General features: G+C 71.1%; 13 protein-coding genes. 1 reads left to right on the top strand and 12 read right to left on the bottom strand.

The window, feature by feature from the left end; genetic code table 11:
• From ACRDP3_RS07165 to ACRDP3_RS07150, 4 genes are all read right to left on the bottom strand, one after another.
• Positions 1–211 (bottom strand): class I SAM-dependent methyltransferase (locus ACRDP3_RS07165; protein WP_431515989.1); only part of this gene is annotated, 211 nt, incomplete at its 3' end.
• 150 nt (positions 212–361) lie between these two features.
• Positions 362–1,114 carry a PIG-L deacetylase family protein gene (locus tag ACRDP3_RS07160; RefSeq protein WP_431515988.1) on the bottom strand — a complete coding sequence of 251 codons (753 nt, stop codon included), beginning with the start codon at positions 1,112–1,114 and terminating at the stop codon, positions 362–364.
• Positions 1,101–1,640 (bottom strand): DUF6879 family protein, encoded by a 540-nt coding sequence (locus ACRDP3_RS07155; protein ID WP_431515987.1) that lies wholly within the window; start codon positions 1,638–1,640, stop codon positions 1,101–1,103. Before ACRDP3_RS07155 ends, ACRDP3_RS07160 begins: the two co-directional genes overlap by 14 nt.
• 45 nt (positions 1,641–1,685) lie before the next feature.
• The gene (locus tag ACRDP3_RS07150; protein WP_431515986.1) at positions 1,686–2,987 is read right to left on the bottom strand and encodes an MFS transporter; all 1,302 of its coding nucleotides are present in this window, start codon (positions 2,985–2,987) and stop codon (positions 1,686–1,688) included.
• Positions 2,988–3,079: 92 nt separating this feature from the next.
• Here ACRDP3_RS07150 and ACRDP3_RS07145 point away from each other — a divergent pair, with 92 nt between their 5' ends.
• Entirely contained in the window at positions 3,080–3,535 is a 456-nt protein-coding gene (locus tag ACRDP3_RS07145; protein ID WP_431515985.1) for an SAM-dependent methyltransferase, read from the top strand.
• Positions 3,536–3,540: 5 nt separating this feature from the next.
• Here the strand turns inward: ACRDP3_RS07145 and ACRDP3_RS07140 are convergent, their stop codons facing one another.
• From ACRDP3_RS07140 to ACRDP3_RS07105, 8 genes are all read right to left on the bottom strand, one after another.
• Positions 3,541–5,181 (bottom strand): FAD-dependent monooxygenase, encoded by a 1,641-nt coding sequence (locus ACRDP3_RS07140; protein ID WP_431515984.1) that lies wholly within the window; start codon positions 5,179–5,181, stop codon positions 3,541–3,543.
• On the bottom strand, positions 5,178–5,702 hold the full coding sequence (locus tag ACRDP3_RS07135) for a truncated hemoglobin (RefSeq protein ID WP_431515983.1): 525 nt from the start codon (positions 5,700–5,702) through the stop codon (positions 5,178–5,180). Before ACRDP3_RS07135 ends, ACRDP3_RS07140 begins: the two co-directional genes overlap by 4 nt.
• A 13-nt stretch (positions 5,703–5,715) precedes the next feature.
• The gene (locus ACRDP3_RS07130; RefSeq protein WP_431515982.1) at positions 5,716–6,828 is read right to left on the bottom strand and encodes a hypothetical protein; all 1,113 of its coding nucleotides are present in this window, start codon (positions 6,826–6,828) and stop codon (positions 5,716–5,718) included.
• Between the two features lie 128 nt (positions 6,829–6,956).
• Positions 6,957–7,199, bottom strand: a complete 243-nt coding sequence (locus tag ACRDP3_RS07125; RefSeq protein ID WP_431515981.1) for a hypothetical protein — start codon at positions 7,197–7,199, stop codon at positions 6,957–6,959.
• 251 nt (positions 7,200–7,450) lie between these two features.
• Positions 7,451–8,692, bottom strand: a complete 1,242-nt coding sequence (gene fabF / locus ACRDP3_RS07120; RefSeq protein WP_431515980.1) for a beta-ketoacyl-ACP synthase II — start codon at positions 8,690–8,692, stop codon at positions 7,451–7,453.
• Positions 8,689–8,958, bottom strand: coding sequence for an acyl carrier protein (locus ACRDP3_RS07115; protein WP_431515979.1), 270 nt, complete (start codon positions 8,956–8,958; stop codon positions 8,689–8,691). The genes fabF and ACRDP3_RS07115 overlap by 4 nt, the downstream gene beginning before the upstream one ends.
• Positions 8,959–8,963: 5 nt before the next feature.
• Entirely contained in the window at positions 8,964–11,492 is a 2,529-nt protein-coding gene (locus ACRDP3_RS07110) for an aminotransferase class III-fold pyridoxal phosphate-dependent enzyme (RefSeq protein ID WP_431515978.1), read from the bottom strand.
• A gap of 46 nt (positions 11,493–11,538) precedes the next feature.
• On the bottom strand, positions 11,539–14,112 hold the full coding sequence (locus ACRDP3_RS07105; RefSeq protein WP_431515977.1) for a hypothetical protein: 2,574 nt from the start codon (positions 14,110–14,112) through the stop codon (positions 11,539–11,541).
• Positions 14,113–14,220: the final 108 nt, after the last annotated feature.

The following is a 14,220-nucleotide window of genomic DNA, read 5'->3' as shown; positions in this document are numbered from 1 at the left end:
AAGCGGCCTGGCGGGCGGCGAGGCGGGTGATCTGGCCGGTGCCGCATCCGATGTCGAGCACGTGGTCGTGCTTGCCGATCGCGGCTGCTTCGAGCAGTGCCTCGTTGAATCCGCCGCTCAACGCGTCATAGCGGTCGGGGTTGTTGACCCAGTGCGCTCCCTCGTCACCGTTCCACGCCTCTGCTTGCTGGGTGTTGGCGATCAGTTTCATGGACGCTCCGCGGTTCCGGACTCAGGTGCAACTGGACGCCTCTGTAAAGAGAGTTGCACACGTGAGTGAACGACGGACCTGTCCACCGGTCACGGTGGGCCCGGGTATGCGGGGCTCGTTCCGCGTCGACGGCACGGACAGCGGGCGGAGTCAGACTCCGATCAGCTCGAACGCTATCGCCGGGGTGCCACCGAATCGCTCGCCGAACGTCCGTACCTTCTTTTCCAGGAACGCGCGGGCGTCGGCCATGGGATGGTCCGGGCCCAGATAGTCCAGGTACGACCGGTGGGCCTCCAGTGCGGCCACACCCTGGTCCAGGAATCCCGTCACGTCGACGGCGTGACCGGCGAGCGGTGACCCGCCGACAGCGGCGTACCGCACGCCTTTCCAGGGCTCCAGCCCCGCTTCGGCGAGCTCGGGGAACACCCATCGGTTGCCGGCGTCGCCCGCCGCGTCCAGCAGGGCGCGGCCCACATGGCGGTGGTCCGGCGAATTCCAGTCGCCGCTCCGCCACCGCTCGTGGAAGTTGAGCGTGACCAGGATCTCCGGACGGTGGCGGCGGATGGCGGCGGCGATGTCGCGGCGCAACGACAGTCCGTACTCGATAGAGCCGTCCTGGTGGTCGAGGAACTCGACCTCCTTCACGCCGACGAGGCCGGCGGCCTGCAGCTCCTCCTGCTCCCGGATGCGTGCCGCGTCCCGGGGCTCCATGGTGTCCATGCCGGCCTGACCGCGGGTCACCATCACGTAGACCACCTCGCGGCCCGCGGCGGTCCAGGCCGCCACGGCACACGCCGGGCCGTACTCCAGGTCGTCGGGGTGGGCCACGACTGCCAGCGCGCGCTGCCAGTCCTCGGGCATCGGGGCGTACGGTTCAGCCACCGGCGGTTCAGCCGTTCTCATCGGCAGGGGCGGCCCCTGCGGGCTCGTAGTCCGCGTGGTCGATGCCGCGCTCCCAGGCGGCGTTGAACGCGTCGGTGCACATCTTCGCCACGGCCGAGTCCTCGGTCAGCTCGTGCGGGCCCCACGAGCCGTCGCCCGCGAAGTGCGTGAAGCGGACCAGCCGGCCATCGAACACCCAGAAGTCGTTGCCCGGAAACAGCAGGTCGGACACCTGACGGCGGGGCAGCCAGCGCACCTTCTCGCCGGCGGGGACGTTGACGATGGTCGTCGTCTCCCACTCGTAGCGGATGAAGTCCGTGACCGGCTCCGAGACGATCCGCAGCCGCCGCCAGTCGACACCGCGGTTCACGGTCTCCTGCACGAGCTCGACCCAGTCGAGGTGCCGGTCGTACTCGATCGGCTTGCCGGCCTGCCAGTCCACGAAAACCGCACCTTGCGGGGTGTACATGTCGCGCATCTCAAGATGGATCGCCGAGTGCTGTGCCTGGGAGATCAGTTCCTTGAACGCGGGGAGATTACTGGACATGCTGTCTCCTCTGGGCGAGCCGGATCCGAACGGCCGGGTCGGGGTTCATTGTTGCGGCGTGGCGGCGCGCGCGGCGCCTTGCAGATTGCTCTCTCCGGAATCGGAGACGCGGGTGCGCACGGCCCAGCGCACGACCGGACCGCTGAGCGCCAGCGAGACCATGAAGAGGGCGGTGAGCAGCAGCCAGCCGGCCAGTCCGAGACTGTCCGGCACGGTCGTCACCAGGACGGGGCCCGCGATCACCGCCAGGGCGTCGCCGGTGGCGAAGACCCCGCCGTACTGGCCCTGGGCGTTCTCGGGCGCCAACTCGTACCGCAGGCCCCAGCGGGCCGCCTCCCCCCAGATCTCGCCGAGCGTGAAGAGCACGGTGGCGACGGCGAGCACCGCGGCAGCGGCCCACCCCGGGATGCCGCCGGAGAGACCGGCGACCGCGCACGCGACGGCGAGAACCAGGAACGTCCATCGCTGCAGGCGGCTCGCGCCGGGCACCGTGTCGGCGTCACGGGCGACATACACCTGCAGGAACACGACCATCAGCGTGTTGATGAGCATCAGCCACGCCGCCATCGCCCGCGGCGCGTCGGTATGGGTCACCAGCCACAGCGGTATGCCGAGCGCCAGCACCGTCGGACCGATCCTGGCCAGCCCCGACACCTGGGCGACCAGGATGTACGGCACGTCCCGCACCGCCGAGGGCCCGCCCTTCAGGCGCGGCCGCTTGGGCTGCCGGGGCACGTGGGGCAACCGCGTGTACAGGCCGGACACGATCACCATCGCCGCCGCGTTGCCCCAGAACAGAGCCAGGTAGACGTCAGGCGAGTCGACGGCGATCACGAAGCCGGCCGCCAACGAGGCCAGTGCGAAACCCCCGTTGAACACGGACCGCATGTAGGCCGACAGTTTCACCCGCCCCTCCCTGCCCATGACCCCCGACACCAGTGCGCCGCGCGCCACATGGCCGGTCTGCTCGGCGGCGCCCAGCAACGCCGCCATGAGCACGTACGTGGCGAACGAGTCGACGAACACCGCTGAGATCAGCATCGCCGCCTTGCACAGCGCGAGCACGGCGGTCGTGCCGCGCGGCCCGAAACGGTCGGCGATGAAGCCGACCGGGACGCCCAGCACGAGGGCCATCACGCCGGCCACCGACAGGCCGATGCCCACCTGCCCCGGGGACAGTCCCACCACCCGGACGAAGTAGACGGCGCCGCCCGTCATGTACAAGCCGTTGCCGAGACTCGCCACAGCGGTGCACAGAACAAGGAGCCGCCCCGGTCCAGGGTCCGGCAGCAGTTTGGACCAGAACGATGTACGGCCCTGCTGAATCCGTTGCTCGGAATCGGTCATGTGGAGGCTCCCGCCCCAGGAGTGGATTGACGTCCTGTCAGGACGCGGGAATAATCGAAAATCCCATGCCGGGTGCGTCGAAAGGGACTTCCATGCAGCATTCGTTCGTCCCGATCGGTACCGTCCGCGGATCGCGCCAGGAGTCTGTTCAGGACAACTGGGGAAGCGTCGAATGCCGGATCGAAATCGACCCGGAGGAATTGGAAGCCGATGCGACGCTCGGACTGCGGGATTACTCTCATATCGAGGTCGTGTTCACCTTTCATCGGGCCGATCGCGTATGCCGGGGTACGCAGCATCCCCGCGGAAACCCGTCGTGGCCCCGAGTGGGCGTACTCGCCCAGCGCGCTCCGAACCGGCCCAATCACATCGGCATCACCGTCTGCGAATTGGTGGCGGTCGAGGGGCTCACGCTCTCGGTCCGCGGTCTCGACGCCCTTGACGGCAGCCCGGTGCTCGACGTCAAGCCGTATCTCCCGGATTTCGCACCGCGCGGGGAGATCCGTGAGCCGCAGTGGTCCCGCGAATTGATGAGCGATTACTTCTGAGAAGCTCACCCCCTCCACCGCCGGCCCATCGGATCGGCGGGCACGCGAGCGACCATGTCGGCGCGCCCGGAGGCGATCAGCGTGTTGATCTCGTCTGCCGAAAGGTCCTCCGCCGGGAGCAGCACCACGGGAAGGGCTCCGGCGGATGCCAGCTCCTCGGCGCGCCTGGTGCGGGCGATGCGGCCCGTGCCCGGCTGGGAGGGTACGGCGAGGAAGTCGAAGCCCCGGGCCGCGGCATCGGCCGCAACGGTGTCCGCAGCCCCGGCCGTCGACTCGTCCGCGGCGGGCAACGCCAGGACCAGCAGCCCCACCGCGCGGGCACCCGCGGTCCGCAACGCGCCCGGATCCGCGGTGCCGTCCGTGACCGGGCACCGAACGGCACCGTCCGTCGTGCGCAGGACCAGTCCGGCAGGCTTCTCAACGGAGCCGTCCGTCTCCGCGACACGGTCCTCCAGCGTGAGGCCCCCGATCGTGAGCGGCACGTCACGGGGCTCGGCATCGGTCGTACGGCCCGCGAGCCGGGACACGGTCTGTGCCACGAACTCCGGGTCGCGGTCGCGCAGTCGGTCGAAGGTGTTCAGCGGTCTCCGGCTGCGCAGAGCGAACACCGTGCGGTGCCCGTTCGTCCGGCCGCGGCGGCAGAGCGTCTCGAACCACTCCACACTCTCCCCGGCCTCCGCCTGCGCCGCTGCGATCACCGGTTGCCGCGCTCGCCCGTACATCTCGAGCGCCTCGGGAACCGTGGTCCCGCCGGCGAGCGCACCGGCGAGGCAGAACGCGTCGTCGATCGCGAGCGAAGTTCCCGACCCGGTCGAGAAATGCACGGTGTGCGCCGCGTCGCCGATGAGCACGGAACACCCCTCGTGCCAGCGCTCGTTGACGATCGTGCGGAACGACTGCCAGCCCGCGGTCTGGGCATACAGCGGCGCACCGCGCAGTTCGTCGGCGAAGATCGCGGCGAGCTCCTTCTCGATCTCGGGGAGCGGCCGGTCGCCCAGCCCGTGCCGGATGAGGGTGGCGGGGTCCGCCTCGACGATGAACGTGCTCTCGTCGGCGGCGTGCGGATAGGAGTGCACGATCAGCAGCCCCGGGCGGATGTCCTTGAGCACGAACGACGGCTCGAGCACGACCGGAGCGGCGGCCCACAGGAACCTGGTCCGCCCGGCGGTGACGGTCGTGCCGAACGCCTCAGGCCGGGAGCGGCGCAGCCGGCTGCCCGCCCCGTCGGCGAGAACGATCACGTCGGGCGCGTCCTGACCCTGCGGTATCGAGGTGACCGGCCGGCGGATCAGCCGCACCCGCGGCAAGTCGGCCGCCAGTCCGCGCACATGGCTGTGGAAGGTCCGGCGACGCAGCCCCACCATGCCGTAGGCACCCGACCAGATGCGCTCGTCGCCGCACAGTGTCAGCGTGCGGTTCCAGGTGCCCCTGGCCGTCGCCGGCAGCGCGAAGGCGTCCGGGAAGACACGCTGGACGTGATCCATGAAGTCGGTGGACATGACGATTCCGGCGCCCGGTCCCCGGCTGTCCTGGTCGTAGAGATCGATGGTGACGTCCGGTCGCAGGCGCGAGAGTTCCAGGGTGAAGAACGCCCCCGCTGCCCCCGCCCCGACGACCGCTACATGACGCAGCGGCCGACCGGTCATCGAGGCGACCCGTCCCAGTGGAAACGTTCGCCGCGCTCGATCGCCGCGCCCCGCGACGCCGCCATCATCTCGCCGCTGGCCACCTTCATGATGGTCTTGAACTCACCGAACTCGGGCTCCGGAGCGTCCAGTTCGGCGCCAGCCCTGGCCATCAGCTCCAGCCAGCGCAGCCGGTGCTCCCGCGCGATGAGGAAGTGGCCGTGCGCCTGGTGCAGTCGCGGCTCCCAGGCCGCGGTCAGGTCGTTGTCGCCGTACATCCGGATGAAGTGCCCGGCGAGGCGCTCGGCGTGCATCGCCCAGTCGGTCACCTGGAACAGCGGTGCCAGTACCTCGTCCTCGGCGACGAGCTCGTAGAACCGGGCGGTCAGAGCCCGGAAGAACGGCTCGCCGCCGATCGCGGCGTAGAAGTCCTCGACCTTCCGGTCGACCTGCGACGGGGTCATCCGGTCACCCGGCTTGAGCCCCTGGTCGGCGACGAGCAGGACCTTGCCGTCGTGTGGTGGTACCGGTTGTGGCGGCACGGACGTCTCCTCTTCAGTCGAGCAACAGTGCGGCCGCGGACAGCGTGTTGACCGTGCATCCACGGAGCTTCTTCGCCTGGAGCGTGCCGAGGCCGTAGGCCATCGACGTGATGCCCATCCGGGGCGCCAGCTCGGCAGGCCGGTAGAACATCGTGGCGAAGTACGTGAACGAGGCGTCCGGGTGGTCGTAGTCGGTACCGCTCATCAGCACCGTCCACTGCGATCCGTCGCGGATCAGGATGCTGAAGGAGAGGAGGGCGTCGTCCTGCCGCGCCTCCACCACCATGACGTTCTGAGGGCCGAAGTGCTCGCGGAGGTGCCGCAGCGAGCCGGCCTCACGCTCGGCGTCCGGGGTCCCGCCGTACTTGGTCACGATCTGCGCGCGCAGCCGGACCAGTTCCGGCTCCCGGTCCCCGACGGTGCGCTCGCTGATCACCACTCCGCGGAGCCCGATGTCCCGCAGTTCACGGCGCACGGCGAAGCGGCGGTTGCGCGACAGTCCGGCCACGTATCCGTCGAAGTCCGACCAGGTGACGTCCAGGTCGCAGCGGTCGACCATGGGCACCACGTCGAAACCGCGGGTGCGCAGGGCATCCAGGAACTCTGGAAAGTCGGGCCGCAGGAACAGCCCCGCGATGCTGCGCATGCCCTGTTCCCGGCACCAGCCGACGAGACCGTCGACGTACGCGCGCACCGCGACGGGATCGTGCGCGCCCGGCCCGACCGGGGCGGTCTCGTAGTTCGGGAACATCAACAGGCAGCACGGAAAGACCTCTTCGGGTGAGAGCCCCCGCCAAGGGTGTGGTCCGTGCTCGGCCACGCCCTCGTCGGCGGACCCGCCGGAGAGCACTCGGTGGGGATCGAACCGCACATGGCCGGTCGGCCGGTCGACGGGAGCGCCGACGAGCGCCACCGACGGTCCCCCGTCGCCGGAGAGCTCCAGCGTGTGCGCGCCCCCGGGGATGCGTCCCTCGGCGAGGGTGATCCAGCGCCGGCTCAGCGTCGCTGGGGCGCCGACCCCGAGGTAGTCGTTCCAGTCGTCCGCCACTCCGGTCCGCACCGTGAAGGTGCCGGGGAAGGGCGGCACGGCGGCAGCGCCTGCCGGCGGATCGTCCGTCTGCGTCACGGCGGTCATTCCTTCGGTTGTCCATGGGCCGCCTGCGTCTCCGACGCAAGGCCCGGGTGTGCCGGGCCTTGCGCCGAGCCCGAGGTGGTCAGTCGCACGGAGTGCGATCAGACCTCAGCCACGGGGCTTCAGACAGCGGCCCGGTCCCAGACCTTCAGCTGGTCCAGCTCGTCCCAGACCTTCAGCTCGTCCCAGACCTTGAGCTCGTCCAGCTCGTCCCAGACCTTCAGCTGATCCCAGACCTTGAGCTGGTCCCAGACCTTCAACTGGTCCAGCTCGTCCCAGACCTTCAGCTCGTCCCAGACCTTGAGCTGGTCCCAGACCTTCAGCTGGTCCCAGACCGGACGTGCTGTGACGTGCGTATCGTGCATGTCGTGTCCTTCCGGAGAGTGCGGTAGTCCGGTCCACTCCAGGAATCACCGCCTCAACCGTGGGCCGGTGGCACACGCCGCAGGCGCTCGGGGAGCAAGCCGCTCACGAAGAGATGAACCATTCCTGGCCATGACCGGCGAGGGCTTCGCTTCCACCCCCGATGCGGTGAGTTTTACAGAGGGACCGACGCACGTCTTCTCCCAGATTGCCCGGATGTAGGGGAACCGCGGACCGGGAGGCGCGTGGGACGTCAGGCCGCTCCGGCTTCGAGGGCGAGGACGACGTTGTGGCCTCCGAAGGCGAACGAGTTGGAGAGGGCGGTGGTGAGCGGAGCCGGTCTCGGTTCCGCTCCCACCACGTCCAGGCCGAGTTCGGGGTCCACCACGTCCAGGTTGACGGTCGGTGGCACGAGCCCGTGCAGAAGTGCCTCCACACACACCACCGCCTCCACGGCGCCGGCCGCTCCCAGGCTGTGGCCGGTCATCGACTTGGTCGAGGAGACCGGTACCCGTCCGGCGGCCTCCCCCAGGACGGCCCGCAGCGCCCTCGCCTCCGAGGCGTCGTTGTACCGCGTCCCCGTGCCGTGCGCGTTGACGTACGAGACGCGCGAGGCCGCCCAGCCGGCCGAACGCAGGGCCCCGCGCATCGCGCGCGCGGCCCCCGCCCCCTCCGGGTGGGGGCTGGTCACGTGGTGGGCATCGGACGAACGCCCGTAGCCGCTCAGCGTGGCCAGCACATCGGCGCCCCGGGCACGCGCGTGCTCCTCCGATTCGAGGACCAGCACGGCCGCTCCCTCCGCGAGCACGAAGCCGGCCCGGTCGGCGCTGAACGGACGACTGGCGTGCTCGGGCCTCTCGTTGAGCGTGGACAGCGCCTTCGTCCTGGCGAAACCGCCGACCAGAAGGGGGGTGACCGGAGCCTCGGCGCCACCGGCCAGGACCACGTCGGCCTCGCCGGAGACGATCATCTGGTGGGCGCCGATCAGGGCCTCGCCGCCGGATGCGCAGGCCGTCACCACGGACGTGCTGGGGCCGGTGATGCCGTGCGCGAGAGCGGTGTGGGAGGCGGCGCTGTTGGCCATCGACATGACGACGGACCGCGCCCCGATCCGGTTCGGTCCCGCCGTCTCCAGCAGGCGGGCGTTCGTCTCCCAGCTGCTCGCTCCGCCCGCGCCCGTGCCCAGCACCACGCCCACGCGGTCCCGGTCCTCGGCCGAGAGGTCCAGCGAGGCGTCCTCCAGGGCGAGCCGGGCCGCCGCGAGCGCGAGGTGGGTGCACCGGTCGGTGGACAGCTCCTCGCGCCGGCTGGGGGCGAGAGCTCCGGGGAGGTCCACCTCTCCGGCGATGCGTACCGGGAGTCCGGTCGCGTCGAACCGGGTGATGGGACGGATGCCGCTGACCCCTTTGAGCTGTGCCTGCCAGAACTCGTGCCGGCCGACGCCGATCGGCGTGACCGGCCCGAGGCCGGTGACGACCACCCGCCGCCCGGTCACTCCCCTGCTCCGGTCCCGTGTTCGGAGAGGTAGTCGACGACATCCCCGATCGTGGTCATCGCGAGGGCCGTCCCGTCCTCGACGGGTTCACCGGTCTCGGCTTCCACGATCGTGAGCAGTTCCACCATGTCGAGGGAGTCGAGGCCGAGGTCCTGCTTGAACCTGGCCTCCAGGGTGATCTCTTCGGGGAGAAGGCCGAGCCTTTCCTCCAGCATGGCCGTCACCCGTTCCAGGATCGCGCCGGTGGAAGTGATTCCTGTGGTCACAGTGGTCATCCTTCGTCGAGGGTCGGGGCCCCCGCTGCCCGGACGCCGATGACGTCCGCGTGCAGGGCGAGGTCGTGGCAGACCGCGCCGACCGCCGTGACGAACCGGTCGGCCTGTGCGGTGGTCAGCGAGAGCGGAGGCTGGATGCGCAGCACCCTGTTGCGGTTCGCCGTGACGAACGTGAGGATCCGGTGGTCGCGGGCGAGCTGTCCGGCGAAGCGCAGGCACATCAGGTCGCCCAGCGAGGACTCCAGAACCTCGCCCGCCCGGCTCATCGCCGTGCGTACGTCTTCGGGCAGCCAGTCGACGAGGGTGCGGAGGTCGCCGGGCAGCCGGGTGAGCAGTTCGTCGGCCAGAGCACCCGCGGCGCCGGAGAAGTCGCCGTCGAACTCGATGGCGTTCATCAGACCGATGCCGCGCACCTCGCGGACGAATCGGTACGGTTCGCAGACCGCGCGCAGGGAGGTGCGCAGGTACGCCCCGGTGTCGCGGGCCCGCTCGGGCAGCTTCTCCGCCTCCAGGACGTCCAGCGTGGCGAGGGCCGCGGTGGCCGCGAGATTGCCGCCGCCGAAGGTGGAGGAGTGGAGCATGGCACGGTCACTGCTGCCGTAGGCGGCGTCCCAGAGACCGGCCCGGACCAGGGTGGCGGCGATCGGGACGAGGCCGCCGGAGAGCGACTTCGCCAGGCAGACGACGTCGGGCCGCAGGCCGTCGTGCTCAGCGGCGAACATGGCGCCGGTCCGGCCCAGGCCTGTCTGGATCTCGTCGAGGACGAAGACGGCTCCGGCCCGGGCGCACAGACGTTGCGCCTCCAGCAGGTAGCCCGGTGGCGGCAGCACGACGCCGCCCTCGCCCTGCACCGGTTCGACGATGAAGGCCGCGGCACCGTCGATGACAGCCGCGAGAGCGTCGGCGTCCCCGTACGGGACACCCACGACATCACCCACCAGGGGGGCGAACGGGGTGCGGTGCGTGTCCCGCCCGGTGACGGACAGGGCTCCCAGCGTCTTGCCGTGGTAGCTGTTGTCGGCATGGACCAGCCGGGTGCGGCCGGTGGCCGCGCGGGCGAGCTTCAACGCCGCTTCGACCGCCTCCGTGCCGGAGTTGCTGAAGAAGACACGTTCCAGCCCGCCCGGTGACACCGCGCTGAGCCGCTCCGCCAGCTCGGCCGTCTGCACCGGCATGGAGATGTACTGGGCGAAGGTGGGCGCGCCCAGGTCCAGGAAGCCGCGCAGCCGGGCGACCACATCCGGATGGTTGTGGCCCAGGCCGAGAGCGCCGTAGCCGGCGACGAAGTCCAGGTACTCGGCCCCGTCGGCGGTGGTGAGCACGCACCCCTCGGCCCGGGTGAAGACCCGGTCCATGCCGTGGGCGGCGAACAGCCTCGCCATCGGCGGGTTGACGTGGTCACGGAAGCGCCGCCTGGTCTTCGCGGTGATGTCCCGCGTCGGGACGGTACGGGACCGCGGGCTGTGGTGGACGCCCAGCCGGGCGATGTCGTCGTCCGCCAGGGCGCGCCCGAAGGTGGCGAGCGGCTTCGGCAGGAAGCCGTGCCGCGCTGCGAGCGCGCCGATCCGCCGTACCCCCTCCACATCGATCCGGCGGCCGAGGGACCAGCACTCGGCGCGGCCCTCCAGGGCCAGCACGATGGTCTCCGCGAGGCAGCCGTTGAGCTGCTGGGTGGGTCCCGGCATGCTGCCGTCGCCGACCACGACACCCTCGACCGCGCTGACGAGCCCGCCGTCGACGACCAGTACGTCCCGGCTCGGCGGCGCCGACGGCGCATCCCGCGGCAGGGCGACGTCCACGACCACCGAGCCGGGATGCAGCCGGCCGGTGTCGATGACGCCACCGGACGAGGACGCGGCCACGTAGAGACGGGGGGCCGCGTAGCACTCCGAGACGTCCTCGCGCAGGGTCACCCGTGCGTGGTCGGCCGGCTCGAGATAGCTGAGCAGGGCGGAAGGGGAACGGCGGCTGCGGCGGGTGACCAGTTCCAGCCGGAACCCGTCGGCGAGCAGCAGCCGGGCCACGGCGAGCGCGATCGAGCCGGGGTAGCCGACGACCACGACCGGGGTGTCCTCGGCCGGCAGGGCGAGGAGCTGTGCGCAGGCGAGGAGGGACTGGTGAGCGGCATAGGTGGTGAGGGAGTTGCCGCTGGTCACGGGTACGTCGACCTGAGCCGCCGTCCAGAGTCCGCGGTCGCCGACGATCGAGGTGGCACCGCCGAGGCCGACGATGTCCGCGCCCGCGTCCCGCAGTGCCGTCACCTCGCCGGCCACCAACTCCCGGGCGGCGGTGGGCCGTCGCAGGATCTGTTCCGCGGTGTGGGCGAGACCGCGGATCTCGCCGTCGCACCGGCCGCCGGTGAGCGAGGTGACGGAGCCGAGCATCGGCAGCGGGACGTGGAGACGGGGGCCGGGGGCGCGTACGGTGCCCCGGTGGTCGTCCAGGAGCCGGCCGAGGAGATCGAGGCCGCGCACCTGGTTGCGGTGGGCCGGGCTGACGGCGTGGGCCAGGAAGCCGAACTTCACCGGAGCTCTCCTTGAGTGTGAGCGGCCCCGTGCGCCGGGGCGGGCGTCAGCGTCCGGAACGAATGCGTGCCGGCGCGGTGGGCCGGCGGGCCATGTCGAAGGTCAGCTCGGGGAGCCGGTCGCGCTGCCAGCCCAGGGAGGACAGCAGGCTCAGCCCGTCTCCCTCGTTGTTGTGGGCCATCGGCACGGAGTAGAGGTCGACGGTGGACGGCCGGCGCAGCCGGTCCACGAGTTCGCCGGGGTCGACGTCGGTGAGGAGACGATGGCTGACGGTCAGCTCCCCGAAGGTGCGCTCCCAGTCCTCGTCCAGGAGATGCAGGACCTGCGTCTGGCGGCCCGCCCCGCCTGCCTGGCGGCCCTCCCGGTAGGTGCGGATCACCGAGTGCCCGCCGTCGATGAGCCGGAAGACGCTCAGATTCCCCGCGATCCGGTGTCCGTTGACGCTCACCTCCTGCACCAGCGTGGGCACGATGTCGGGCACCAGGGCGGCGGCTCCGTCCCCCACGAAGGCGAGGACGTTGCCGTCCCGGGTCAGCGCCACCGCGGGCACCGCCTGGAGGGCGTCTCCCATCAGGGCCCGTCCGTACCAGCCGGAGAATCCCGGCCCGGTGCGCGGCAGGTTGCGGATGGCGGAGAGCCCGCCCCGCCCGACGTCGAAGATGCCGGTGTAGGTGTACCCGTGGTCGGTGATCAGGGTTTCGAGGACCGTGCCGAGGCGGTCGAAGAAGTAGTTGGGGCTCATCGGGACCAAGGGCAGGGTGTGCACGATGTCGGAGGCGCTGTCCCGGCTCTCCCTGATGGCGCGCGCCCGTCGCGACCGCAGCGGTTCGGCGACGTCGAGCCGCCGGTGCACCTCGCGCAGGAACTCCGGTCCGTCACACCTCAGCCGGTGGTCGGCGAAGGGCGCCAGGTGCTCCTCCTCCCGCGTGACCTGCACGATGCGCAGCGAGCCGGCGAGTGCCCGGGGGGAGAAGGGCGTCGCGGCCTCCGTGATCCTGCTCTTGAGGAAGAACAGGCACTGCTCGTCCCGCGGCCGGAGCCGGCCGGCGTGGTGCAGGAAGTCGTGGATACGGTCCGAGTAGCCGTAGACGCCGAGTGTGCCGAGGTACTCCGGTACGACTCGGCCATCCCGGTAGCGGGCGACCGAGCCTGGACGAGTGAGCGAGTCGGCGAGGGCGATCCCGGCCCGGGCCGCGATGTCGTGGACGAGTTCGCGCTCCGCGGTGCCGAGGCTGCCGCACTGCCAAAGAAGCCTGTCCGGACCGTGGTTGACGATCTCCATTACCGGCGCCATGGAGTCCTCGCGGACGGTGAGCCGTGCGCGGGGCGCGGTTTCCCGGGCGGGCCGGGAGGCCGGCCCGGCGCCGGACCCGGCGGGGTGCCGCGCGGGTGCCGTCCGCGCGGATGCCGTACGCGCCTGGGCCGGCCTTGTGCTCAGTACTTCCGGCGTGGCCAGCAGCACTACCGGGCCACGGTCGGCCTCGTAGGCCGTGAACGCCTCGCCCAGCCGGTCCGTCAGCCGCTCGGGGTCGTCGAGATAGAGGAACGGGATGCCCTTGGCCCGCAGTACCTCTCTGGTGTCCTCCGCGCCGTGCACGGTGCCCTGGAACGGAAACCACGCGTCCTGCGGCGAGTCGGCGCAGACGATGAATCCCCGGGCGCGCGCGTCCCGGAGATTGGCCAGAGTGCCGCGGAACTCGTCGACCATCCCGCTGGTGACCACGATCAGGAAGGGCGCCTCGTCCAGCTGCCACCGGGCCAGTGCCCCGCAGGCCAGGCCGTGTTCGCTCGGACCGCGCAGCACCGGGTTGCCGCCGCGCCCCGCATGCGCCTCCAGGTCCGCGATCAGGCCGGACACCACCGAGCCGGTGTAGTAGTGCAGGCCCCAGCCGGAGCCGGCCCGCTCGTCCAGGAAACCGGCCAGCTCGTCGCAGAGCAGCGCGGGCGCGCTGGGGGCGGCGCCGCGCAGAGCGGATCCGCTGTAGCCGAGCTGTACGTAGTCGGTGAACGCGCAGATGACGTCGGCCGCCAGGACCCAGGGCAGGGCGGGCAGTTGCCGCCGGGTGTAGGGGTGCGCCAGCAGTGCGGGACCCAGGGGTGCCTCGTCGTAGACGAAGACCGTGTAGGGGCTGAACTCGCGCCGCACGTCCGCGGTCAGCGCCTCGCGCAGCTCAGCGAGTCCCGCGCCGAGGCCGCCGTCGTCCCGCGGCGCCGCTGGTACGCCGTCGGGCCCGGCGCTGACCAGGACGAGAGCCAGCACGTCGTCGCCGTCGCGCCGCTCGTCAGCCGTCAGCAGTCGCAGTTCATGTGCGGCGGCGGTGAAGTCTTCGGCGCCGACCAGCCGGATCTCGGCGTCGGGCACCGCACGGTCCAGGAACCTGCGGGCGCGCACCAGTGCCTGGCGGTAGGCGTCCGGCACGGGTTCCGGGTGAGCCGGCGGAGATCCACCGGTCACGAGTTCCCGTACGGACGGTCCGGCGGTGTCCGCGGGATCCGCCGGACCGGTCCGGCCGGCCAGGTCCGACAGCGCGGCAGCGACCGTCCCGCGGAACGCCGCACGCCCGCCCACCGCGACGACGAGGAACCGGGGCCGTTTGTCGCTCTCGCTGTCACTTCCCACAGTCGCCCACTTCCCCCGTCGCACGCGCTGACTTCTCCGCCCAGCAGTCTGCATCGCACGCGCTGAAGGAGGCCTGCATAACCTCTGGAGAAGTGCGGTCCACCGTCC

The organism is Streptomyces sp., from assembly GCF_050698815.1.
GTDB lineage: Bacteria > Actinomycetota > Actinomycetes > Streptomycetales > Streptomycetaceae > Streptomyces.
Note: the sequence above shows the minus strand (reverse complement) of the source record. Positions and strands in the feature narration are given on the sequence as shown.

What these genes read in the sequence shown, in the direction of transcription:
- ACRDP3_RS07150 (WP_431515986.1), bottom strand. Translation starts at nt 2,987, where the DNA reads ATGACCGATTCCGAGCAACGGATTCAGCAGGGCCGTACATCGTTCTGG.
- ACRDP3_RS07125 (WP_431515981.1), bottom strand. Translation starts at nt 7,199, where the DNA reads ATGCACGATACGCACGTCACAGCACGTCCGGTCTGGGACCAGCTGAAG.
- ACRDP3_RS07155 (WP_431515987.1), bottom strand. Translation starts at nt 1,640, where the DNA reads ATGTCCAGTAATCTCCCCGCGTTCAAGGAACTGATCTCCCAGGCACAG.
- ACRDP3_RS07145 (WP_431515985.1), top strand. Translation starts at nt 3,080, where the DNA reads ATGCAGCATTCGTTCGTCCCGATCGGTACCGTCCGCGGATCGCGCCAG.
- ACRDP3_RS07140 (WP_431515984.1), bottom strand. Translation starts at nt 5,181, where the DNA reads ATGACCGGTCGGCCGCTGCGTCATGTAGCGGTCGTCGGGGCGGGGGCA.
- ACRDP3_RS07160 (WP_431515988.1), bottom strand. Translation starts at nt 1,114, where the DNA reads ATGAGAACGGCTGAACCGCCGGTGGCTGAACCGTACGCCCCGATGCCC.